Raw genomic sequence first — 22,260 nt, 5'->3', positions numbered from 1 at the left:
GCTTACTTCCCCAACTCGATCGATCGCAGCCGCGCCGCTTCCACGGCCTGCGTCAGCAGGTTGGTCAGCCGGTCTTCGCCCATCAGCACGCCAAGCGCCGCAGCCGTCGTGCCGTTCGGGCTGGTCACCTGCTGGCGCAGCACGCCCGGTTCCTCCTGGCTTTCGGCGGCCAGCGAGGCGGCCCCATAGACCGTCTGCATGGCGAGCAGCCTGGCGGTTGCCTTCGGCAGGCCCGCCTTCTCGGCGGCCACGGTCAGCGCTTCGATGAAGTGGAAGATGTAGGCCGGCCCGGATCCCGACACGGCGGTCACCGCATCCATCAGACCCTCGTCGTCGATGGTGGCCACTTCGCCGCTGGCCGACAGCAGGTCGGCGACAAAGCGCTTGGTATCATCCGAGACGAGCGGGTTGGAAAACACCACCATCATGCCCTTGCCGATGGAGGCGGGCGTGTTGGGCATGCAGCGCACGACAGGCGCGCGGCCGCCGAGGATGTCCTCGAAGGTGGCGACCGGCGTGCCGGCGGCGATGCTGACGAATGTGGTGCGTCCGTCGCCGAAACGCTTGTAGGCGGCGGTGACATCGCGGATCACCTGGGGTTTTACCGCGATGACGACAAGGTCGGGCACGGCGTCGCCTGGAATCTCACTGGCATCCGCTGATGTGGCGCAGCCAAGCGTTGCGGCGCGCTGGCGCAGCTCGGAATTGGGTTCGACCACGAAAACCGCCGAGGGTGCAAGCTTGCCGGATTTCAGCCAGCCCGAAAGCATGGCGTAACCCATATTGCCGCAGCCGGCGAGAACAAGCCTGATCGTCATCGAAAGCCCTCCGAAGGAAGGCTTTGACATAGACGCTCACGGTTCAGGGGGGAAGCCCCGTCAGGACGGACCGGGCGATCGCACGTTACGGTTGGAGCTACGCACTGGGATCGGCCGTAGCGACACCTGTCTCAGGCCAAGCACGCCGAGCACGAAGAACAGCCAGACCGGGTCGCCGCGATGGAAGAAGAAGCTTTCGAGGAAAGCGTTGAGCGCGGTGAACAGCACCACCATCATGAAGAAGTCGCCGAGATAGATGTTTTCCTTGCGCAGCGGAATGCGCATGTAGTCGCGCAGCGGCGCGATCAGGAAAGTATAGACCGCCACGCAAAGGGCGGGGATGCCCATCAACACGGCGATGTCGAGATAGCCGTCATGGCCGTGCACGATGGTCCTGATATCCCATGGCCGGTCGAAGGGCTGGTCCTGGTTGAGCAGCAGCGGCGTGCCCCAGAAGCTTTCATAGCCGTAGCCGGTCCATGGTTTCTTCGCCAGCATCGAGCCGGCGAACTCCCACAGCGTCGTGCGGCCGGTATAGGTCATGTCGGGAAAATAGATCGCCGCCAGATGCTTCACCGGCGGCAGGAAGACGATGCCCAGCGTGCCGACCGCGGTGGCGATGATCGCCAGCGTAAACAGGATCGGCGTGCCGAGCCGCATGCCCATCAGGCTCGGCAGAACGACGATCAGGATTGAGAACGGCACCAGGCCGGCGGTGGTCTTGGAGCCGGTGTGCAGCATGAAGATCATCGCGGCGCAGAAGATACCCGCGCCCCACCAGCGTTGCCCGCGCCGGTAGAGGTAGAGGCCGGCGAAACTAAAGCAGGCCATGATCGGGCCTGCGATGTTCTTGTGGGTGAACACGCCGCGCCACAGGCCCGCATGTTCGGGCTCCTGGGAATCGGCCGTGTGCAGCGCTTCGTGCGGAAAGACGATCAGGCCGACATAGGAGAGGCCCATCACCACCACGGCGGTGAATACGATGACTTTCGAGAAGGACTCGGCATCGCGCGGCAGCGCCAGGATCGTTGCCATGGTCAGGATGCCGATCATGGTGAAGGACGCGGCGCGCATCGCCGAGGGCGGGTCGGTCGCCAGCACCACCGACAGGAAGAAGAAGCCCAGCATCAGCGCCCAGGACGGGCTGAGCAGCGAGCGCACGATGCGCGGATCGGCAAAGGCCATCAACGAGAAGATCGAAACGGCGCCGAGCGAGCCGAAGCCGAGCTGGTTGACGATGTCGCCGCCGTCGCCGGTCAGCTCGGCGCCGGCCGGCTGGAACGGGCGGAAGGACACCATGATGACGGTGAACAGCAGTGCGGCGACGGCCGTCGCCACGCCGTCGCGCGTGAACGCGTCGCTGAGCGGGGCGCGCTCAGTTTTTCTCGGGCTGGCGATACTGCTCATTGGCATATCCGAATTCGGCCAGCACGCGGCCGAGCGCCACATGGACGGGGTAGATGGCGATCGCCGGCGATCCTGTGCGCGCCAGCCGGACCAGGCCGCGAAACGGCGCGGCGGCCAGCAGCGCCAGGCTTTTCGCCAGCACCCTGGCGCCGGCCAGCGGCGTGCCGGCGCGCTTCTTCTTCTCGACCAGCGTCGAGATCACGCCGTTGCGCAGGCTGCGGGCCCGGATCCAGTCGGGCTCGACGCGCCGCGCCGGGACGGTCTCGCGAACCTTGGCCTCGGCACACCAGCTGAGCACAAAGCCCTTCTGCGCCGCACGGCTGAGAAAGTCGGAATCGCCGCCGCCCATGAAGTTGAATCTGAGATCGAGGAAGGGCGGCCCCATGGCGATCAGCACGTTGCGCCCGACCAGAAGATTGCCGGACGAATAGAGCGCCGGCACGCGCCCGGTTTCCCGGTAGGGCGGCGCGAACACCGGATGCTCCGCCCATCTCGCATGGACAGCGTCTGCGAAGACAGGCACTTGCGGGCCGCCGACAATATCGGCGCCGAGCGTCTCGGCAGCCGTGCACATGCGTTCCAGCCAGTGCGGATCGGCGATCTCGTCATCGTCGATGACCAGCAGATGCCTGAAGTTCGGAAAGTGCAGCATCGCCGTCTGCCAGCCGGCATTGTAGGCGCTGCAATTGCCGCGCTCATGCGCGATGATGACCATGCCCGGCATCCCGCCACGCTCGAACAGCGGCAGCACCGCCTTGGCGCCTTCCCGCGCCTCGGCTTCGTTCTCCATGACGATGACGGCAAAGCGCCTGCCGGTCCGCTGCGCGCGCAGCGAAACCAGCGTTTCCAGCACCTGTTCGGGCCGCTTGAAGGTAGGCAAGGTGACGACCGCTTCGACAGCCTCGACGTTAAGCCGGGGAGACCGTCCAGCGATCGATACCGAACCATCCGATGGCAAAGGGATCATCCGTGTCCAGCCACATGGTGAGTCGCGTTCTGGTAGCACCACGGTGATAAGGTTTCGTTAATCACCTTGCACGGAGAGGCCCGTCGGGCAGGGGCTTTCGGCCGTTGATTGTGCTCGCTTAATCAAGGGTTCACCGCGCTTTGCTACCGGCTACACCACAGGATAGGTGAGATGCATCTGCTGTTCGCCACATCGATCGTGCCCGACGGCGCTCTCGCCTCGGGCTACGAGATCGCCAATGCTGCGATCATCGCTGCGTTGCGGCGGGCCGGCGCGCGCGTCACGGTCATCGGTTTCACCTGGCCCGGGAAGGCCGCGGCCGACCCGGAAAACACCGTTGTGCTGGGTGCGATCGACGTGCGCACGGAAAGCGCCTCGGCGCCGCAAAAGCTCGCTTGGGTCGGCAAGGCGATGCTGTCGGGCCTTACCTTCGCCTCGGTCAAGCTGCGTGCGGTATCCGAGCACGAAGTGCAGGCCGCTCTCGAACAGGCCGGGCCGTTCGATGGCTATGTGCTGAATTCCGTCCAGTTCGCCGGCGCCTTCGAAAAGCTCTTCGAAGACAAGCCTTCGATCTTCGTCGCCCACAATGTCGAGCATCTCTCGGCGCGGGAGAACGCGGCTGCTGCCGCCGGCCCCTTCCAGCGCCTGCTGTTCCGCCGCGAGGCAAGGCTGCTCAAGGTCGTGGAAGAGCGTCTCTGCCGCCGCGCACGCTATGTCTTCACGCTGGCCGAGGAAGACCGGGCGGCACTCGGTGTCGCCGCCGCCGACCGATCGGCGGTGCTGCCGCTGGTGACCGGCGCCGAGGCGCCAACCCGGAACGGCCCGCGCCGGATTGAATGCGACGCTGCCCTCATAGGCACCTGGACCTGGCAGCCGAACCGCATTGGCCTTGACTGGTTCCTGGGCAAGGTGGTGCCGCAACTGCGGCCCGATTTCCGCATCCGCATCGCCGGCCGCGTGCCTTCGGGCGTCACCTCGGCGCATCCGGGCGTCGAGTTTGTCGGCCGTGTCCCGGATGCCAGGGCGTTCGTGTGCGGCGCGGCCGTCGTCCCGCTGATCAGCACCGCCGGCAGCGGCGTGCAGCTGAAGACCATCGAGACCTTCGAACTCGGCCTGCCTTCGGTCGCCACCAGCCGCTCATTGCGCGGCATCGACCATCGCCCCGACAATTGCGTCGTCACCGACGATCCGGCCGGCTTCGCCAGGGCCCTGGAGGCCGCGGCCGCCGATATCAGGGACGTCGATGGCGGCGCGTTCCGTCATCGGCAGGTCAAGGCGCTGGATGTCGCCATCCGGCATGGCTTGGAAAAACTCGGGGCCGTCAGGCAGGAGGTGTTTGCATGAATATGCACACCGCCCGCGCGGCCTTCGGGCTCGACAGCTTGAAGAGGATCCTCGGCATCTCCGTGCTCGCCATCCGCTGGGACGATGCCATCGCCCTGCTTGCCCGCCTGATTGCCGAGCGGCGCTTCACCAAGGTCAGTTTCCTCAACGCCCACAATGCCAACATCGCCTATTCAGACCCGGTCTTCGCCGAGGCGCTCGACGATTTCCTCATCCTGCCGGACGGCATCGGCGTCGATCTCGCCGCGCAGCTTCTCTATGGCGCGCCCTTTCCGGACAATCTTAACGGCACCGATTTCGTGCCGGCCTTCCTGCAGGCCTCGACGCGGCCGCTGACCGTCGGCCTGCTTGGCGCGACGCGTGTCAACGCCGAGGCGGCGTCGGTCAAGCTCGCGGCCCTTGCCGTGCAGCACAATTTCGTGGTCATTCATGATGGCTATTTCTCCGCCGCGCAGGAGCCGGAGATCATCGGCCGGATCGCGGCGCTGCGGCCCGATATGCTGCTGGTCGCCATGGGCGTGCCCCGCCAGGAACTGTGGATCGCCCGCCACATCGACGAACGCCACTGCACGATGCCGGTCGCGGTCGGCGCACTGCTCGATTTCCTGAGTGGCTCGGTGCCCCGCGCGCCGCTGTGGATGCGCCGCATGCGCCTGGAATGGCTGTTCCGGCTGGCGGTCGAGCCGGGCCGGCTCTGGCGCCGCTACGTCGTCGGCAATCCGGTGTTCCTGTGGCGGGTCGTCAAGCAGAGATGGTCGCGCGGCGCCGAAACGGCCGGAGAGCTCCGTTGAACAAAAGGTTCGTTCCAGACGCTCTCGTCGGCCCGGGCCCGGGCCTGTTGCCGGAGACGCCGACGGCGGCGGTGGTGACGGCGAGCTACGCGCCGGATTTCGAGCGCTGCCGCCTGTTGTGCGAAACGCTTGACCGGCATGTTTCCGGCGCCGCGCACCACTACATCCTGGTCGAACACCGCGACGTCGCGCTTTTCCGGCAGCTGGAGACCAACCGGCGCACAGTTCTCGACGAGCGTGACCTGCTGCCGCGCTGGCTGCGCGCTTTCGACGATCCGCTTAGCCTGTTCCGCCGGCGTGTCTGGTTCAGCCTGAAGACGCAACCGCTGCGTGGCTGGCACGTGCAGCAGCTGCGCCGCATCGCCATCGCGGCGCATGCCCGGGAAGACGTTCTGGTCTTCTGCGATTCCGACGTCGCTTTCCTGAAGGCCTTTGACTGCGGCGCCTTCTGGCGCGACGGCAAGGCGCGGCTGTTCCGCCGCGACGGCGTGCTTGCCGATGACGGTCACGACGAGCATCGCATCTGGTCGCGCAATGCGGGTTCCGCGCTCGGCATCGACCCGTCGCGCGCGTCGGCCCACGACTATATCTCGACGCTGATCGCCTGGCGCCGCGACACCGTGCTTGCCATGTGCGGCCAGATCGAGAAGGCCCATGGCCGCGCCTGGGTCGAGGTGGTCGGCTCGGCGCGCAGATTCTCCGAATGTATGATCTATGGTCGCTATGTCGACGATCTGCAGGACGGTGCCGGCCACTTCCACGGTTCTGAGGAATTCTGCCGCGTCCACTGGACGGGAGAGGCCTTATCGGACGACGAGTTTCGCCGCTTCGTTGCCGGCATGGCGCCGCAGCAGGTGGCGATCGGCATGCAATCCTTCATCGGCACCGATATCGGCCGCATCCGTCGTCTGATCGGGCTGGGTTAGCCTGAGCAGGAATTCAGGTCAGGACGAGCCGAAAACAGTGGCTTCCGAGAACCGGAGCGGAGCGTACCACTGTACGTGAGCACCGGAAGCGCAGGGAGCCGCTGTTTGCAGGCCGGCCTCACCTGAATTCAGATTGCTTTCGCCGGCCTGCGCAGCGCCGAATAGGTCAGCAGCATCGAGGCGAGATAGAGCAGCAGGAAGACGATGTTGAGCGACAGCACCAGCGTTGACGTATCGGTGATGGTGGTTAGCACATAGGTCAAAAGCAGCGCCTTCAGGGCGGCTAACAAGCCGAGATTGAGCGCCCGCACCGCCGTCTGGCCGCGCGCGAACAGAAGCTCCGCCTGGTATTCGACCAGATTGCGCAATCCCGGAACGCAGATTGCCAGCGCCACCAGCGGCGCGGCCTCGGAGACGTTCCTGCCGAGGGCGTTGGGGAAGAAATGCAGCACGATGCCGAGCGCCAGCAGCGCCAGCGTCGAAACCAGGAACACGCCGCCTTCTATGCCGCTCTTGACCGCCAGCCGCGACAACAGGTCCGGCGCGCGCATCATGCGTTGCACCAGCATCATCGAGAAGGTGCGGATCGGGATCGCGGTCAGGTCGACCAGCCGCATGATGATGGCATAGATGCCGGCCAGATGCGGGCCGCCGATCGCCAGCACCAGCAGCTTGTCGAATTCCGATTGCAGGTAGAACAACACTTCCGCGCCGGCGACGTAGATGGAATCGGCAAGCCGCCTGAGATAGAGCTCGATGCGCAGCCGCAGTCTTTGGCGCGGATAGAACCAGCCGAAAGCCAGAACCAGCGAGGCGGCGTTGGCGCCGATATAGAACCACGACCACGCCCAGATGCTGTGTTGCGCCGAGACCATGAACAGCACCGCGCCAAGCGCCCGCAGTGCCGTCGCCATGATCGCCAGGATCGCAGCGCGGCCGAACTTGCCCAACCCGTTGTTGACGATCAGCGCCACCTCGACCGGCCGCCACAACAGCGCTTCGGCAAACACGATCGCCGAAAACACCGACAGCGGCACGGTGCCGGCGAAGAAGATCAGGTAGACCCCGAACGAGGCCAACGCCAGGAGCGGCAGCGAGACGACGCCGAGCAGCAGGAAGCCGGCCGTGAAGGTGCCGATCAGATTGGGGCGGATGGTGGCGGTGCGATAGAGCGCCGAGATGAAACCGAAGGCCAGGATCCGCGACAGCATCACGCCCGCCGCCGAAGCTGTGGCGAACATGCCGAATTCGGAGATCGACAAAGTGTTGGCAAGGGCGATGAAATAGGCCAGCGAAAACATCAGTCGCCCACCGGCGCCGCTGATCGCCGAAAAATAGTCGCGCACCAGCCCCCGTCGCTCGGCCACGAAAGTGCCGATCCGGGCGAAAGTGCGCCTTTGCGGTATGCCGCGAGCTTCGGTCATGTGCCGGGAAGCCATAGGCGGGAAAGCTTAACGTGCCGTTCTGAGGCCCGAAGGCGCTGAAATTCCGGCACTTGAGGTTATGGAAAGCTTACACGCCGGCCTGCCGAAATTAACCTTTTGTTTCCTATGCTTGTTTAGCGTGGCTTAACGAATAGCCGACCGCCGCTGCCCAGCGGCCAAAGAGTGAAGCTCCAAGACAATGGTCGACAGGGAAAACCGTGAAGACTGGAGGCGCGAGCGTTCGTTGCTGGCGCTCGGCCAGGCCATGCGCGGTGAGGACGACGCATCCCTGGTCTCGATAGGCGATCGCGCGGATTCGGCATGGCGCGAGGATGCCGCCACGCGCCATCGCCTTGCCCGTTCACGGCGCGAAGCGCGGACGAACCCAACGCCGTCCGCCGCCGCCGGAACAGAACGCTTGCGGCCAGAGCGGGAAGCGGCTGCACAAGACGACGCCTGGCGCTCGCAAGAGGACGCCGACAATCTGCAGCCGGCCATGCCGGATTCAAGGCAGTCCGCTGGAGAACCTTCCGGCAGCACTCGCTCGCATGACACGGCCGGATCCCGCCAGGCAGGCGAGCCCAATGCATCCTTTGACGATCGCAGGGACGATCAACAGTGGAAGCCGCTGATCGATCCGATGCAGGTCGTGCGTGGCATTGCCAGGTCGAAACTGCTGATCGTCACCACCACCCTGATCGGTGCCGGGCTCGGCATCGCGATCGCGCTGTCGACACCGAAGAAATACGAATCGATGACCGAATTGGTCGTCGATCCGCGCGACCTGAAACTTTCGGACCGTGACCTCACCCAGATGGCGGTTGTTCCCGACGCGACACTCGTCAATGTCGAAAACCAGATCAGATTGCTGACCTCGGGCACGGTGCTGGGCAAGGTCGTCAACAAGCTCAATCTCGCCGACGATCCGGAGTTCAATGGCCAAGGCTCGGGCGGCCTGGGCGCGATGTCACTGATCCGCTCGATCCTGTTGCGCCACGACGGACCAGGCGGTGCCGATGAACCGCGTCGCCTGTCGCTTGCCGTCGGCAATCTGGCTGAAAGCCTTTCGGTCGAGCGCGCGGGCAAGACCTCCACGATCATGATCGGCGTCACCACCCAGAACGCCCAGAAATCGGCGCGCATCGCGGAAACGATGACGGATGTCTTTCTGCAGACCTCGGGTGAATTTCAATCCCTCACCGCCGGCCGGGCCAACAACGAATTGACGGCAAAACTCGAGGAGATGCGCAAAAGCGTCGAGGCGGCCGAGCGCAAGGTCGAGGATTTCAGGGCCACGCACGACCTTGTCGACGCGCAGGGCCACCTGATCAGCGATGATCAGATGCTCAAGGTCAACGAGCAACTGTCGGTTGCTCGCGCGCGTACGGCGGAACTGAACGCCCGCGCTGCCTCCGCCCGCTCGATCAATGTCAATTCGGTGCTTGGCGGTACTTTGCCGGAAGAAATCAATTCCAACACGATGAGCGATCTGCGCGCGCAATATGCCACGCTCAAGCAGGAGGCCGATCGTGCCGCGGTCCGGCTGGGTCCGCGCCATCCCGAACTCCAGGCGCTCAATGCGCAGCTGGCCGGCGCACGCGATCGCATTGCCGCGGAACTCAGCCGCATCGCCTCGTCGCTGCAGGTTGACCTGAAACGCTCGATCCAGGTCCAACAGGACCTTTCGTCCCAACTGGCGCAGATGAAGGTCCGCAGCGGCGACGTCAACAGCGACCTGGTCTCGATGCGCGAACTGGAACGCGACGCCGCGGCCAAGCGCTCGGTCTATGAACAATATCTTCTGCGCGCCAAGGAGATTGGCGAGCAGAAGGGTATCAATACCGCCAATATGACCGTCATCTCGCCGCCCTCCATTCCGCTCGAGCCGAACGGTCCATCGCGGGTCGTGATGGCGCTTGCCGGCCTGTTCCTGGGCTTTGCCTCCGGTGTTGGTCTCGGTGCCATGCGCGGCGCCTATGAAAGCCTGCGCGAGACCGCCACATCGCGCTCGCGCCGCGACCGCAAGGCGCCTGTCGAAGACCAGGCATTCCGGGCAGCACCGCCGCCCGCGTCGCCAATGCCGGCAGCGCCTGTGCCGCCGGTGCCACCCCCGCCACCAGCACCGCCACCGCCCTTGGCACAGGCCGAAGCCGCTCCCGCCAAGCGGCCCGGGCGGGTCGCCGCGCTCATGGCGAAATTGCGCAATGCTCTGTCCCGCAAGCCATCCACTGAGGCGGACGATGACAGCGAATTCGCCGCCTTTGGCGACAAGGCGCGGCCGGCGGATGCTGCTATGCCCTCCGGCTTCCCGAATCCGGATGCCGCCTTCATGCAGCGGTCGTCGGACTACTCGCGGCCGCCTTTCCCGCCAGGCTTCGATGCCACCTATTCCCAGCCGATGGGACCGCCGTCACGGTCGCCCCTGATGCCGCCACTGCCGATCTATCCGGCTCCGCCGCCCTATCCCCCTGCATTACAGGCCGGCTCGATGCAGCCCTGGCAGGCGCCGCCGCCTGCAGGTTACCCCTATACCCAAGCCATGGCGCCCTATGCCGGGCACATGCCGTATCCGCCGCAGCCCGCGCCGCCGCAACCACCGGCCTATCCACCGCAGCCATCGGTGGAGCCTTCGCCGGTTGAGGAAGGCGCCGAACAGGCGCCGATCGAGGAAATTCGTGCCAGCCTGCGCGAATTCCGCGAGGCGGTCCGCGAACTCACCGAGAGCCGCGCCCGCCGCCGCTACTTCTGAGCCACAAGATACATCACCGAGGCCGAATAAAACCCTCCCGGTTTTCGCGTAAACGGCATTGGACGGCGCTTTGACGGGATTGCGTGCCGGAATTTTCGTGACAATGCCGCACTGCATGTTGCCGGCGCCGGGACATCGCGTCTCGAAAGCGGCGTTGCGCGAAACAGGGTTGAGGATGGTTCATGGCCGAAGTGATTGACGGAAAGAGCGTTGCCGAGGATGTGGTGCGGACGGTCAAGGCGTTGACCGCCGAGCTGGTCGCCAAGGGCAACGCCAAGCCTGGTCTGGCCGTGGTCATCGTTGGCGAGGATCCGGCCAGCCAGGTCTATGTCGCTTCCAAGTCGCGCACGGCCAAGGAATGCGGCTTTCATTCGCTCCAGCACACGCTGCCGGCCGAGACTTCCCAAGAGGCGTTGCTCAAGATCATCGCTGACCTCAACGCCGATCCGGCCATCAACGGCATCCTGGTGCAGCTGCCGCTGCCCGCCCATATCGACGCCGGCAAGATCATCCAGGCGATTGCGCCTCAGAAGGATGTCGACGGCTTCCATTTCATCAATGTCGGCAAGCTCGGCACGGGCGAGCTCGACACGGCCTTCGTTCCCTGCACGCCGGCCGGCTCTATGCTTCTGATCGAGCGCGTGCGCGGCAAGGACCTGTCCGGCCTCAACGCCGTCGTCGTCGGCCGCTCCAACATTGTCGGCAAGCCGATGGCCAATCTGCTGCTTGCCGCCAACTGCACCGTCACCATCGCCCACAGCCGCACCAAGGAACTGCCGGCGCTTGCCCGCACGGCAGACATCCTGGTCGCCGCCGTCGGCCGGCCGGAAATGATCAAGGGGGATTGGGTGAAGCCGGGCGCCACCGTCATCGATGTCGGTATCAACCGCATTCCCGCGCCGGAGAAGGGCGAGGGCAAGTCGCGCCTCGTCGGCGATGTCGCCTATGCCGAGGCGGCCAAGCAAGCCGGCGCCATCACGCCGGTGCCCGGCGGTGTCGGGCCGATGACCATTGCCATGCTGATGGCCAATACGTTAGCTTCTGCCTACCTTGCGGCCGGATTGAAGCGGCCCTCCTTCTGAGCCCGGGTTGACCCTGAAAGCGCCAGTTTTGCCGAACCCCACCATTTCCCCGGAACGGCCGGTCACGACTGATCCCGTTCAAGGTGGCCGGCAGTTCGCCTTCCTGCTGGTCGACAAGTTTTCCATGTTCTCGTTGGCCGCGGCGATCGACACGTTCCGGTCGGCGAACCGTCTGCTCGGCCGCGATTTCTATGGCTGGACCACGGTGTCGGCCGATGGCGATCCGGTGATGGCGTCCAACGGCCTGCCTCTCAAGATCGACTATGCCGTAGCCGACCTGCCGCCGGTCGACATCCTCTTCGTTTCGGTAGGGCTGACAACCGAATTTCCCGGCAAGAGCAAGGTTCTGGCGGCTTTGCGCAGCTGGGGCCGGCGCGGCAACGCGCTCGGAGCACTGTCGGTCGGGTCCTACCTATTGGCCGAGGCCGGCCAGCTCGACGGTTACCGCTGCACCATCCATTGGGAAAACCGCGCCGGCTTCATGGAGCGCTTCCCCGACATCAACTGCACCGGCAATGTCTTCGAGATCGACCGCAAGCGCTACACCTGCGCCGGCGGCACGACCTCGATCGATTTGATGCTGGAGATCGTGCGCGGCGATTTCGGCTCGAACCTCGCCAATGGCGTCGCCAACCAGTTCCAGCACGAGCGCATCCGCTCGGCCGGCGACCGCCAGCGCGTCGGGCCGGAACGCGATCTGACCGGCAAGTCGGAGAAGCTGAGGCGCATCGTCGAGCTGATGGCCGACCATCTCGACGAGCCGCTCTCGGCGGTGCAACTCGCCAAATCGGCCGGCCTTTCGGTGCGCCAGGTCGAGCGTCTGTTCCTGCGCCACCTCAACGTCACGCCGGGCCGCTACTACATGCGGTTGCGGCTGGAGCGGGCGCGCGAATTGCTGCGCCAGACCAACATGCCGATCCTCGACGTGGCGATCGCGACCGGCTTCACCTCGCACTCCTATTTCGCCCAGAGCTACCGGCTGCAGTTCGGCAGGCCGCCTTCGGAAGAGCGCCGCACCACCTACTGAGCCGGGGCTTCGGTCTGGCTCCAAGACGCCTGCTGCTCGGGCGATCCTGCCGCATGAACGCTTTTTTCCCCGCCCAGAGGCCTGAGCGACACGGCCGCGCCGGGCTTGTGTCCTGACGCCGCCTCAAATAGCTTCCCTGTGCGGATTAGGGGGCTAACTCAGGAGATTTCGATGGCGGTATTTGCGCGGAGCTTCGCTGCGGCGATCCTCCTTTTGTCGATGACGACGTTCGGCTTTGCCGCAAACAAGGTCATCATCATTCTTGATGCGTCCGGCTCGATGTGGGCGCAGATCGACGGCAAGCCCAAGCTCGAAATCGCCAGGGAATCTCTGAGGACCGTGCTTCAATCGGTTCCCGCCGACGACGAGATCGGCTTCATGGCCTACGGCCATCGCGAAAAAGGCAGCTGCGAGGACATTCAGCTGATCGTGCCGCCTCAGGCAGGCTCGGCAAGCGCCATCACGGATGCCGCCGACAGTCTGAAATTCCTTGGCAAGACGCCGTTGACGGCGGCCGTCAAGCAGGCGGCGGAAGCGCTGAAATACACCGAGGACAAGGCAACCGTCGTCCTGATCACCGATGGGCTCGAAACCTGCGGCGGCGACCCCTGTGCACTGGGCAAGGAACTCAAGGCATCCGGCGTCGACTTCACCGCCGATGTCGTCGGCTTCGGATTGACAGCCGACGAGGGCAAGCAGATCGCGTGCCTGGCTGAAAACACCGGCGGCAAATACATCCAGGCCTCCGATGAGAAGGCGTTGCAGGAAGCCTTGGTCGAAACCGTCGCTGCCCCGGCGCCGGCACCCGCGCCTGAACCGGCTCCCGCACCGGCGCCTGCGCCGAAAGCCGCCGAGGTCGACTACAACCTCATCCCGCAAGCGTTCTTGAAAGAGGGCGGCGAGGTGCCGAAGATCGACGTCTACTATGAAGTCTTTCCGGACGATGCCAAAGGTGTCGGTGGAGACCATGTCAATGACGGCTACAATGCTGTCAAATTCCACGTTCCCGCTGGCAACTACATCGTCGTCGCCTCGAGCGGCGGCGCCAAGGCCGAGCAGAAGGTCACGCTGACGGCGGACAAGGCAACAGAGCTTTCGCTCAATCTAAACGCCGCCGAGCTCTCCATCCACGCCCGGCCGGCGCCAGGCGCCGATGTCGACCGCAATGCGCAGATCAGCATCGCCTATCCCGGCGGCACGTCGGACAGCAACTATGGCGAGGTCAAGTTCGTCGTTCCGGCCGGCGAGACCAAGGTCACCGTGAAGCTGGGAGCCGGCGAGGCAAGCGAAACCATGCAGCTTGCCGCCGGCCAGGTCGTCGACAAGGACATGATCGTCGGCGTCGGCAAGGCCAAGGCAAACGCCTTCTACACAAAGGGCGGCGAGAAGGCCGAAACCGATGTGGGTTGGAAGGTGTACAAGGCGGCCAAGAAGCTTGATGGCAGCCGCGATCAGGTGACTTACGCCTACGGCCCCGACAGCCAGTTCGATCTGCCTCCGGGCGACTATGTGATCGGTGTCGACGTGCAGGCCGTGTCCACGGAACAGCCTTTCAGCGTGACGGTCGGGCAGATGACCGATGTCAACGTGACGCTGAACGCGGGCGTCCTGGCCGTCGACGCGCCAGGCGCGGATGGCTTCAAGATCTACGAGGCCAAGAAGAACATCCAGGGCGAACGCAAGCAGGTGACCTACGCCTATGGCGAAAAGATGCAGTCCACGCTGGCGGCGGGCGACTACGTGCTCGTGACCAACTTCACCACAGACAAGGCCGACAAGGAGACGCCCTTCACGGTCAAGGCCGGCGAGCGGAGTGAACTCAAAGTCGAGTAGCATCCAGCAGGACAAACAAAAAAGGGCGGCTCAAGGCCGCCCTTTTCTTTTGGAAGCCAGGAATATCAGGCGGTTCCGAAGGCGCTGGCGCCATGGTCGGCACGGCCCACCAGCTGCCGGAAGCCGGCGAAAAGCTCGCGGCCGAAGCCGAACTCGTTGCCGATGAGGTCGGCTTCGGCGGTGCGGCGCAGCGCGAACTCGGTTCCCGGCACCAGCACCTCCAGCGTTCCGGCATCGGCGTCGAGGCGGATGATGTCGCCGTCATGGATCCGGGCGATCGGCCCGTCCTCGACGGCTTCCGGCGTCACATGGATCGCCGCCGGGACCTTGCCGGAAGCGCCCGACATGCGCCCGTCTGTCACCAGCGCGACGCGCTGGCCTCGGTCCTGCAGGATGCCAAGCACGGTGGTCAGCTTGTGCAGTTCCGGCATGCCATTGGCCTTCGGACCCTGGAAGCGGATGACGGCGATGAAATCGCCAGTGAGCGTGCCGGCCTTGAACGCATCGTTGAGGCCCTGCTGGCTGTCGAACACCTTCGCCGGCGCCTCGATGAGGCGTCGTTCCGGCTTGACGGCGGAGGTCTTGATGACGGCATGGCCGAGATTGCCCGCCAGCACCTTCAGGCCGCCTGTCGGCTGGAACGCCTTGCTGAACGGCGCCAGCACCTTTTCGTCGCCGCTGGCCTGCGGCGAGGCCTCGCGCACCACAGAGCCGTCGGCACCGAGCTTTGCCTCGACCGCATAGGGCCGCAGGCCTTCGCCCCACACCGTCTGCACATCCTCGTGCAACACGCCTTCGTCAAGCAGTTCGCGGATCAGGAAGCCGAGCCCGCCGGCGGCATGGAAATGGTTCACGTCGGCAAGCCCGTTCGGATATACGCGGGCCAGAAGCGGCACCGCTTCCGAGAGGTCGGAAATATCCTGCCAGGTCAGTGCGATGCCGGCTGCCGCCGCCATGGCGATCAGGTGGATGGTATGATTGGTCGAGCCGCCGGTGGCATGCAGGCCGACGACGCCGTTGACGATGGACCGCTCGTCGATCATCCGCCCGACCGGCGTATAGGCATTGCCGAGCGCGGTGATGGCGAGGGCCCGCTTCGTCGCTTCGCGGGTTAGCGCATCACGCAACGGCGTGCCGGGATTGACGAAGGAGGCGCCGGGCGTGTGCAGGCCCATGATCTCCATCAGCATCTGGTTGGAGTTCGCCGTGCCGTAGAAGGTGCAGGTGCCCGGCCCGTGGTAGGATTTGGACTCGGCTTCCAGCAGTTCGGCGCGCCCCGCCTTGCCCTCGGCATAAAGCTGGCGGACCTTGGCCTTCTCGTCGTTGGGAAGCCCGGTCGTCATCGGTCCGGCCGGGATGAACACCGCCGGCAGATGGCCGAAGGTCAGCGCCGCGATCACCAATCCCGGTACGATCTTGTCGCAGACGCCGAGAAAGACGGCGGCGTCGAACATGTTGTGCGACAGGCCGACCGCCGCCGACATGGCGATCACGTCGCGCGAGAACAGCGACAATTCCATGCCGGGCTGGCCCTGCGTGACGCCGTCGCACATCGCCGGCACGCCACCGGCCACCTGGGCGATGCCGCCGGCCTCGCGCGCGGCCTCCTTGATCAGGGCAGGGAAGGTTTCGAAGGGCTGATGCGCCGACAGCATGTCGTTGTAGGAGGTGATGATGCCGAGATTGGGCACCTTGTCGGCGCCGAGCGCCAGCTTCTCCGAGGGGCTGCATACCGCAAAGCCGTGGGCGAGGTTGCCGCAGGACAGAACCGACCGGTTGGCGGTCTGGTTCGACGCTTCGGCGATACGGCCGAGATAGCGCTCGCGGCCCGCCTTCGAACGTTGGCGGATGCGCTCCGTGATGGCTTCGATGTCGCGTCTTGCGGTCATGGCGGTCGGTCCTTTCAGGCGAGGTCCCGGAAACATCCTCCCGCCGTTGCCGGGACCACTAAATATAAGAAATCAAGGCGCCCAGAAAACCTCTACGGGCCTGGGCGCGGCGTCGAGCACGGCGCGGATCGGCTTTCGCGGCCCGGGCGCGACCGCGCCGTCGAAGGCGGCGCGCTTGTCCTCGCCCTCTATGTGCAGCGCGATGAAGCCGGCATCGATGATGCGCGCCAGCGTCAAGGTGAGCCGCGGCTCGCCCGCACTGGCCGCGTGGACCGGCAGGATGATCCGGTCCGAGGCCGGGTCGAGCAGCTTGGCCAGATCGTCGGCATCGGGAAAGAACGAGGCGGTGTGGCCGTCCGGCCCCATGCCGAGCACCACGACATCGAGCGGCCAGGGCAGGGAGCGCAGCGCCGCATCGTCGGATGCCGCTGCATCCTCGATGCCCGATGCCTCATGGTAGAGGGGCACGAAGCGCGCCGCCTTGGCCGCGTTCTGCAAGAGATTGGCGGCCACCAGCCCGGCATTGGAGCGCGGCGAGGAGGCGGGCACGAAACGCTCGTCGACCAGCGTCACGATCACCTTGTCCCAGGCGATCGGCATCGCCGAGAGGGCGGCGAAGAATTTTGCCGGCGTCGTGCCGCCGGAGACGGCCAGCACGGCCGTGCCGCGCACGGCGATCGCCTTGGTTAGCCGGTCGGCCACGCGGCCGGCCAGCGCCGCTGCCAGTTGCGGACGGTCGGGGAAAGCGTTCCAGTTGTAGCTGGCGCCGTTCAATTGCTCTCGTGCCATGTCCGCCCGTCACGTTCGATCAGCGCTATCGAGGCCGACGGCCCCCATGTGCCTGCCGTATAGCCCTGCGCCTCCTGCTTGGCGCCTTCCCAGGCATTCTGGATCGGGTCGATCCATTTCCACGCCGCCTCGACCTCGTCGCGGCGCATGAACAGCGTCTGGTTGCCGCGGATGACGTCCATGATCAGCCGTTCATAGGCATCGGGCGCGCGGCCGTCGAAGGACTGCGCGAAGCTCATGTCGAGCGAGATCTGGCGCAGCCGCATGCCGCCTGGGCCTGGATCCTTGATCATGATGAACTGCTTGACGCCCTCGTCGGGCTGCAGCCGGATGACCAGTTGGTTGGCGAAGATCGGCCCGGCGCTGTCGCCGAAGATCGAATGCGGGATCGGCTTGAACTCGATAACGATTTCCGAAACCCGGGTCGCCAGCCGCTTGCCGGTCCTGAGGTAGAACGGAACGCCAGCCCAGCGCCAGGTGCCGATCTCGGCCTTGATGGCCACGAAGGTTTCGGTGTTGCTGTCCTTGCCGAGCTCCTCGACATAGCCCTTTACCGGCCCGCCGGCCGATGCACCGGCGCGATACTGGCCGCGCACCGTGTGCTTCGGCGCCTCGTTGCCGTTGATGCGCTTCAGCGCCCGCAGCACCTTGAGCTTCTCGTCGCGCACGGCGTCGGCGTCCATCGACGACGGCGCCTCCATGGCGACGAGGCAGAGCAGCTGCAGCATGTGGTTCTGCACCATGTCGCGCAGCGCGCCGGCCTTGTCGTAGTAGGTGACGCGGTCTTCCAGGCCGACGGTCTCGGCCACGGTGATCTGTACGTGGTCGATATGCGCGGAATTCCACAGCGGCTCGTAAAGCGCGTTGGCAAAGCGCAGCGCCATCAGGTTCTGCACCGTCTCCTTGCCGAGATAATGGTCGATGCGGAAGATCTGGCTTTCGTGGAAGTCGTCGCCGACCAGATCGTTGAGCGCTTGCGCCGAGGCAAGGTCGCGGCCGATCGGCTTCTCCAGCACGATGCGCGAATTCGGCGTGATCAGCTTGTGCTCTTTGAGCTTGTGCGAGATATCGCCGAACAGCGCCGGCGCAACGGCCAGATAGAAGGCGCGGATGCTCTCGCTCTCGCCGATCGCTTTCTTAAGCTTGTCGAAGCCGGCGCCGCTCGTCGCATCGGCCGAGACATAGGAAAGCCGCGCCAGAAAGGTCTTCAACTCCTTGGCGTCGATATCGGCCGGCTTGACGTGGTCGGAGATCGCCTGGCTGGCGAAGGCCCGGAATTCCTCGTCGCTCATTTTCGAGCGCGATGTGCCGATGATGCGTGTCGGCTCGGAGAATTGGTGGTCGCGCTGGCGATAATAGAGCGACGGCAGAAGCTTGCGTTCCGACAGGTCGCCGGTGCCGCCGAAAATGATGAAGTCGAAAGGGTCGACGGGAATGATTTGGCTGGTCATGGTCTGTCCGCTTTGACGCCGGTCGCGAGTACGCGGCTGATATATTCTAATCGATTTAAATTTTCCAGTGCCATGGTGTCACATCGAGGACCAATCGCTGGATATTGATTGGATCCACATGTGCGCTTGACACTGGCGCTTGCCGGAGGCTTGTCGGTGAACGAAGACTCCGGAAGCTTTCGCAGTTGCAGCATAGAACGTGAATGTGACGAAAGCTAAGGGAGAAATAGCGCCTTGTCTGTCGCGGCATCGGCCGCGCCGGTCAGCCGCTCTATTGGTCCCAGGAAGACATCGATGAGCGGGAAAAGCATGCGTCTGGAAAACAAGGTCGCCATCATCACCGGCGCGGCATCCGGCTTCGGCGAAGGCATGGCCAAGCGCTTCGCGCAGGAAGGCGCCAGGGTCGTTGTGGCCGACCTCAACGCCAAGGGTGCGGAGCGCGTCGCCGGTGAGATCGGCGAGGCGGCCATCTGGACGCAGACCGATGTCTCGCTGCGCTCCGAATTCGACGAGATGGTCTATGCCGCCAAAAGCGCCTTCGGCCGCATCGACATCATGGTCAACAATGCCGGTTACACCCACCGCAACGGCGACATGCTGAAGGTCGACGAGGAAACCTTCGACCTGATCACCGCTGTCAATATGAAGGCGATCTATCACGCGGCCCTTGCCGTGGTGCCGATCATGGAGCGGCAAGGTGGCGGCGTTATCCTGACCACGGCCTCCACCGCTGGCCTCAGGCCTCGACCCGGCCTCACCTGGTACAATGCCTCGAAAGGTTGGGCGATCACCGCCACCAAGTCGATGGCGGTGGAACTCGCGCCGAAGAACATTCGCGTCAATTGCCTCTGCCCGGTCGCCGGCGAAACCGGCATGCTGGAGAAATTCATGGGCGCCGATACGCCGCAGATTCGCGAGACTTTCCGCGCCTCGATCCCGCTCGGCCGGCTTTCGACGCCGCTCGACATCGCCAATGCCGCACTCTGGCTGGCGTCGGACGAAGCTGCCTTCATCACCGGCGTGGCGCTGGAGGTCGATGGCGGCCGCTGCATCTGAAGCGCATCGTCATTGTGGCGCAGGTCGGTTCGACCGAGCCTGTGACTTCAAGTTTGACTTGTACCGGCAGGGCGCAAATCGTGCGGTGGCGAGTCCGGCCTCAGCCGCAAATGCGCCGGTACATCAGCCGCCGGTCTTGATGTAGCTCTTGTAGACCCAGCCGGTCTTGCCGTTGTAGACGATCTGGCACCATTGCTTGCAGTTCATCACCTGCACCGAGGTTCTTGCCGGCACAGTGCCGATGGCGGCTGCGTTCTTCTTCGGGCCGCTGCGCATGGTCACCGGTCTCAGGATGCGCCCGTTGCCGGCCGCCGCCACCTTGCGTGGCTTGGCCTTGGCCTTGCTGCCATCATCACTCGCCGTCGGCTGCTGTTCGGGCGCTTGTGGCTGCACTTCAGGGATCGCGGCGGTCTTGGCTCCATCCGGATTGCTGCTTGCCGCTGGTGCCGGCGCGGCAACCTTGGCAAGTTCGCTGGCGGCATCAGTATCGGTCGCCGATGGCGCGAATGCCGCCGCGACGGCCGGCTTGTCTGGCGTCGGCTTAGCCTGATTGGCCGCCTGGCTGGGGGCAGCCGCCTGATCGGGTGCCGCCGAAGCGGCCTTCGGCTGCGCTCCAGTCCAGCGGGGATCATTGGCCGCTAGCGTTTGTATGGTTGCTTTCGCCGTCGCCATCGTCGGTGAGACCTGGTCGGACTTGCGGGCGGGCTGTGGCACGGTCGCCGCGGCCACCGTGGTTCCGGCCGGGACGATCTTCGTCGTTTTCACCGGAATGGTCGGAATGCTCTGTTCCTGGCTGGCGGCTGCTTGCCGCTCGCTCGTCGGCAATGCCAGCCAGAGCGCCACCGCGGCCACGCCGAGCAGTGCGGCGGTGCCGACCGCGGCAATCACCAGATGCGAGTTCGAACGGACTCCCTGCCAGAAGGACGGCCGCATGTCGTATCCAAACTGCATGGCAAAGCGCCGACGTTCCGGGACACCGAAACTGAAGGGCTCTCTCACTCTCGCCACCTCCATACGCGGGCCGATGTTCTTTCGATCGTTGCCGGAAGTCCGGCGTCTAATCGGCATCGGTCCCAAAAATCAACACGGGCAAGCCCGCAGCAATCCCCGAATAGTCGCCCAGAAGCGCGAACCTTTCGCCCCCGATTGTGGCATCAGTACGCCATTATAAGCGATTCTGCGCCTTTGCCGCCATTTCCGCAATGTGTCGCAAGGGCAATGAATATTACAATATTACATCAGATCGTGATGGCGATTGGATCCAGCACGAGGCGCGTCGCCTCGAAACCGGTCCATGCGACTCACTTCAGGCCTATATAGTTTCCCCTAAGCGGGGGGCATTTCTGGCCAATGTGCCCCTAGATCCGGTCGCGTAGCGCGAACCAGTTGAGCGCCAGGAAAAGCAACGGTGTGCGGAAACGGCGGCCGCCGGGAAATGGCGGAATTTTCAAATCCTCGATCAGTTTCAGCCGGTCGCGATTGCCGGCAACGGTTTCGGCATAGAGCTTGCCGAAGAAGTTCGACAGCATGACACCGTGGCCGGAATAGCCCCCGGCCGAGATCACATTGGGCATCACTTCGCGCACGAATGGTTTCCTCGGCACGGTGATGCCGACATAGCCGCCCCAGCCATGGGTGATCTCGATGTCTTTCAGCGCCGGATAGAGCTCCACGATCTGGCGGCGGATATGGATGTGGATGTCCTTCGGGTCGTTGACGCCGTAGACCTCGCGTCCGCCGAACAGCAACCGGCCGTCCCGCGATTTGCGGAAATAGCGCACCACAAAGCGGGAATCGTCGACGGACTCGCCGCCGGGCAGCACTTTCGAATCTGCCCCCAGCGGCACGGTCGCGCCGATGAAGGAGCCGATCGGCATGATGTGCGCGGCACTCACCGGCTCGAGCGTGCCGCCATAGGCGTTGACCGCGACCAGGCATTTCTGCGCCGTCACGGTACCTCTTGGCGTGGAAACCCTGACCTTGCCGCCAGCGGAAACGATGCCGGTCGATGGCGTCCCTTCGAACAGCTGCGCGCCGGCATGCGCCGCCACCCGCGCCGTGCCGATCACCAGCTTCATCGGATGGATATGGCCCGTGCCGGTGTCGCGTGTGCCGCCGAAATAGGCGGTCGAACCCAGCCGCTCCGCCGTCTCGGTCTTATCCATGAAGGAAATATGCGGATAGGAGAAACGGCTGGCCATGATCTCGGCATGCGCCTTGTAGTCGTCGACATAGCGCGGCTTGTGCGCCACCGAGAGCTGGCCCGGCATGTAGTCGATATCGATCTGGTTGGCGGCGGCGAATTCGATGAGATGCGCCTTCGCCTCTTCGGCGAGATCGAACAGCGCCTTGGCGCGGGACAGACCGTATTCGGCCTCCAGATCTTCTGCCCAGGAGCGCTGGCCGGTGCCGAGCTGGCCGCCATTGCGCCCCGAGGCGCCGTCACCGAAGCGATAGGCTTCGATCAAGACGACATTGGTCCCCGCCTTGGCTAGATGGACCGCCGCCGACAGCCCGGTATAGCCGCCGCCGATGATGACGACATCGCAACTCCGGTCGCCATCGAGTGCCGGATATTCCGGTCTAGGTCCGGCCGTGTCCTCATACCACGAGCGGCCGGGAGAAATGGGGGATTGGTAAGGCATGGTGCTCACTGGGCAGTAGGGCAGTAGGGCAGTAGGGCAGTAGGGCAGTAGGGCAGTAGGGC

General features: G+C 64.7%; 17 protein-coding genes. 8 read left to right on the top strand and 9 right to left on the bottom strand.

The genetic code is table 11. The features are described 5' to 3' along the window. Nucleotides 1-2: 2 nt before the first annotated feature. From proC to D3242_RS26885, 3 genes are read right to left on the bottom strand one after another with little or no spacing between them, the layout of a single operon-like run. A complete protein-coding gene (gene proC, locus D3242_RS26895) occupies nt 3-818 on the bottom strand; it encodes a pyrroline-5-carboxylate reductase (RefSeq protein WP_038652107.1) in 816 nt (271 codons plus the stop codon). Nucleotides 819-878: 60 nt separating this feature from the next. Continuing rightward, complete coding sequence (locus D3242_RS26890; protein WP_064980337.1) at nt 879-2,225, bottom strand: O-antigen ligase family protein; 1,347 nt, start codon at nt 2,223-2,225, stop codon at nt 879-881. Next, a complete protein-coding gene (locus D3242_RS26885; protein WP_064980336.1) occupies nt 2,194-3,192 on the bottom strand; it encodes a glycosyltransferase family 2 protein in 999 nt (332 codons plus the stop codon). The genes D3242_RS26890 and D3242_RS26885 overlap by 32 nt, the downstream gene beginning before the upstream one ends. Nucleotides 3,193-3,363: 171 nt before the next feature. Between D3242_RS26885 and D3242_RS26880 the strand changes: the two genes are divergently transcribed. From D3242_RS26880 to D3242_RS26870, 3 genes are read left to right on the top strand one after another with little or no spacing between them, the layout of a single operon-like run. Further along, a complete protein-coding gene (locus tag D3242_RS26880) occupies nt 3,364-4,536 on the top strand; it encodes a glycosyltransferase family 4 protein (RefSeq protein ID WP_064980335.1) in 1,173 nt (390 codons plus the stop codon). Next, nucleotides 4,533-5,327 (top strand): WecB/TagA/CpsF family glycosyltransferase, encoded by a 795-nt coding sequence (locus D3242_RS26875; protein WP_019860344.1) that lies wholly within the window; start codon nt 4,533-4,535, stop codon nt 5,325-5,327. Before D3242_RS26880 ends, D3242_RS26875 begins: the two co-directional genes overlap by 4 nt. Further along, entirely contained in the window at nt 5,324-6,253 is a 930-nt protein-coding gene (locus D3242_RS26870) for a DUF6492 family protein (RefSeq protein WP_064980334.1), read from the top strand. The genes D3242_RS26875 and D3242_RS26870 overlap by 4 nt, the downstream gene beginning before the upstream one ends. Before the next feature lie 128 nt (nt 6,254-6,381). On the opposite strand, the gene D3242_RS26865 is transcribed toward D3242_RS26870, so the two are convergent. Then, entirely contained in the window at nt 6,382-7,677 is a 1,296-nt protein-coding gene (locus tag D3242_RS26865) for a lipopolysaccharide biosynthesis protein (protein ID WP_064980333.1), read from the bottom strand. Between the two features lie 199 nt (nt 7,678-7,876). On the opposite strand from D3242_RS26865, the gene D3242_RS26860 reads away from it, so the two are divergent. From D3242_RS26860 to D3242_RS26845, 4 genes are all read left to right on the top strand, one after another. Further along, a complete protein-coding gene (locus D3242_RS26860; protein ID WP_064980332.1) occupies nt 7,877-10,426 on the top strand; it encodes a GumC family protein in 2,550 nt (849 codons plus the stop codon). 182 nt (nt 10,427-10,608) lie between these two features. Continuing rightward, complete coding sequence (gene folD / locus D3242_RS26855; protein WP_019860340.1) at nt 10,609-11,508, top strand: bifunctional methylenetetrahydrofolate dehydrogenase/methenyltetrahydrofolate cyclohydrolase FolD; 900 nt, start codon at nt 10,609-10,611, stop codon at nt 11,506-11,508. Nucleotides 11,509-11,536: 28 nt separating this feature from the next. Then, the gene (locus D3242_RS26850) at nt 11,537-12,535 is read left to right on the top strand and encodes a GlxA family transcriptional regulator (RefSeq protein WP_032920700.1); all 999 of its coding nucleotides are present in this window, start codon (nt 11,537-11,539) and stop codon (nt 12,533-12,535) included. Between the two features lie 171 nt (nt 12,536-12,706). Continuing rightward, on the top strand, nt 12,707-14,368 hold the full coding sequence (locus tag D3242_RS26845) for a vWA domain-containing protein (RefSeq protein WP_038644625.1): 1,662 nt from the start codon (nt 12,707-12,709) through the stop codon (nt 14,366-14,368). A 65-nt stretch (nt 14,369-14,433) separates the two neighbouring features. Here D3242_RS26845 and edd read toward each other — a convergent pair whose 3' ends face one another. The 3 genes from edd to zwf all read right to left on the bottom strand — a co-directional run bounded on the left by edd (nt 14,434) and on the right by zwf (nt 18,497). After that, on the bottom strand, nt 14,434-16,257 hold the full coding sequence (gene edd, locus D3242_RS26840; protein ID WP_064980331.1) for a phosphogluconate dehydratase: 1,824 nt from the start codon (nt 16,255-16,257) through the stop codon (nt 14,434-14,436). A 72-nt stretch (nt 16,258-16,329) separates the two neighbouring features. Further along, entirely contained in the window at nt 16,330-17,046 is a 717-nt protein-coding gene (gene pgl / locus D3242_RS26835; protein WP_019860337.1) for a 6-phosphogluconolactonase, read from the bottom strand. Next, a complete protein-coding gene (gene zwf, locus D3242_RS26830) occupies nt 17,028-18,497 on the bottom strand; it encodes a glucose-6-phosphate dehydrogenase (RefSeq protein ID WP_019860336.1) in 1,470 nt (489 codons plus the stop codon). The genes pgl and zwf overlap by 19 nt, the downstream gene beginning before the upstream one ends. Before the next feature lie 309 nt (nt 18,498-18,806). Between zwf and D3242_RS26825 the strand changes: the two genes are divergently transcribed. Next, on the top strand, nt 18,807-19,553 hold the full coding sequence (locus tag D3242_RS26825; RefSeq protein ID WP_020628988.1) for an SDR family oxidoreductase: 747 nt from the start codon (nt 18,807-18,809) through the stop codon (nt 19,551-19,553). 123 nt (nt 19,554-19,676) lie between these two features. On the opposite strand, the gene D3242_RS26820 is transcribed toward D3242_RS26825, so the two are convergent. Further along, on the bottom strand, nt 19,677-20,552 hold the full coding sequence (locus D3242_RS26820) for an SH3 domain-containing protein (RefSeq protein ID WP_027047236.1): 876 nt from the start codon (nt 20,550-20,552) through the stop codon (nt 19,677-19,679). Between the two features lie 359 nt (nt 20,553-20,911). After that, on the bottom strand, nt 20,912-22,198 hold the full coding sequence (locus D3242_RS26815) for an NAD(P)/FAD-dependent oxidoreductase (protein WP_019860334.1): 1,287 nt from the start codon (nt 22,196-22,198) through the stop codon (nt 20,912-20,914). Nucleotides 22,199-22,260: the final 62 nt, after the last annotated feature.

Source organism: Mesorhizobium jarvisii (assembly GCF_003601985.1).
Taxonomy (GTDB): Bacteria; Pseudomonadota; Alphaproteobacteria; order Rhizobiales; family Rhizobiaceae; genus Mesorhizobium; species Mesorhizobium jarvisii.
Note: the sequence above shows the minus strand (reverse complement) of the source record. Positions and strands in the feature narration are given on the sequence as shown.

Coding starts and splice junctions, on each gene's coding strand:
- proC (WP_038652107.1), bottom strand. CDS start 818: ATGACGATCAGGCTTGTTCTCGCCGGCTGCGGCAATATGGGTTACGCC.
- D3242_RS26890 (WP_064980337.1), bottom strand. CDS start 2,225: ATGAGCAGTATCGCCAGCCCGAGAAAAACTGAGCGCGCCCCGCTCAGC.
- D3242_RS26885 (WP_064980336.1), bottom strand. CDS start 3,192: ATGATCCCTTTGCCATCGGATGGTTCGGTATCGATCGCTGGACGGTCT.
- D3242_RS26880 (WP_064980335.1), top strand. CDS start 3,364: ATGCATCTGCTGTTCGCCACATCGATCGTGCCCGACGGCGCTCTCGCC.
- D3242_RS26875 (WP_019860344.1), top strand. CDS start 4,533: ATGAATATGCACACCGCCCGCGCGGCCTTCGGGCTCGACAGCTTGAAG.
- D3242_RS26865 (WP_064980333.1), bottom strand. CDS start 7,677: ATGACCGAAGCTCGCGGCATACCGCAAAGGCGCACTTTCGCCCGGATC.
- D3242_RS26860 (WP_064980332.1), top strand. CDS start 7,877: ATGGTCGACAGGGAAAACCGTGAAGACTGGAGGCGCGAGCGTTCGTTG.
- folD (WP_019860340.1), top strand. CDS start 10,609: ATGGCCGAAGTGATTGACGGAAAGAGCGTTGCCGAGGATGTGGTGCGG.
- D3242_RS26845 (WP_038644625.1), top strand. CDS start 12,707: ATGGCGGTATTTGCGCGGAGCTTCGCTGCGGCGATCCTCCTTTTGTCG.
- edd (WP_064980331.1), bottom strand. CDS start 16,257: ATGACCGCAAGACGCGACATCGAAGCCATCACGGAGCGCATCCGCCAA.
- pgl (WP_019860337.1), bottom strand. CDS start 17,046: ATGGCACGAGAGCAATTGAACGGCGCCAGCTACAACTGGAACGCTTTC.
- zwf (WP_019860336.1), bottom strand. CDS start 18,497: ATGACCAGCCAAATCATTCCCGTCGACCCTTTCGACTTCATCATTTTC.
- D3242_RS26825 (WP_020628988.1), top strand. CDS start 18,807: ATGCGTCTGGAAAACAAGGTCGCCATCATCACCGGCGCGGCATCCGGC.
- D3242_RS26815 (WP_019860334.1), bottom strand. CDS start 22,198: ATGCCTTACCAATCCCCCATTTCTCCCGGCCGCTCGTGGTATGAGGAC.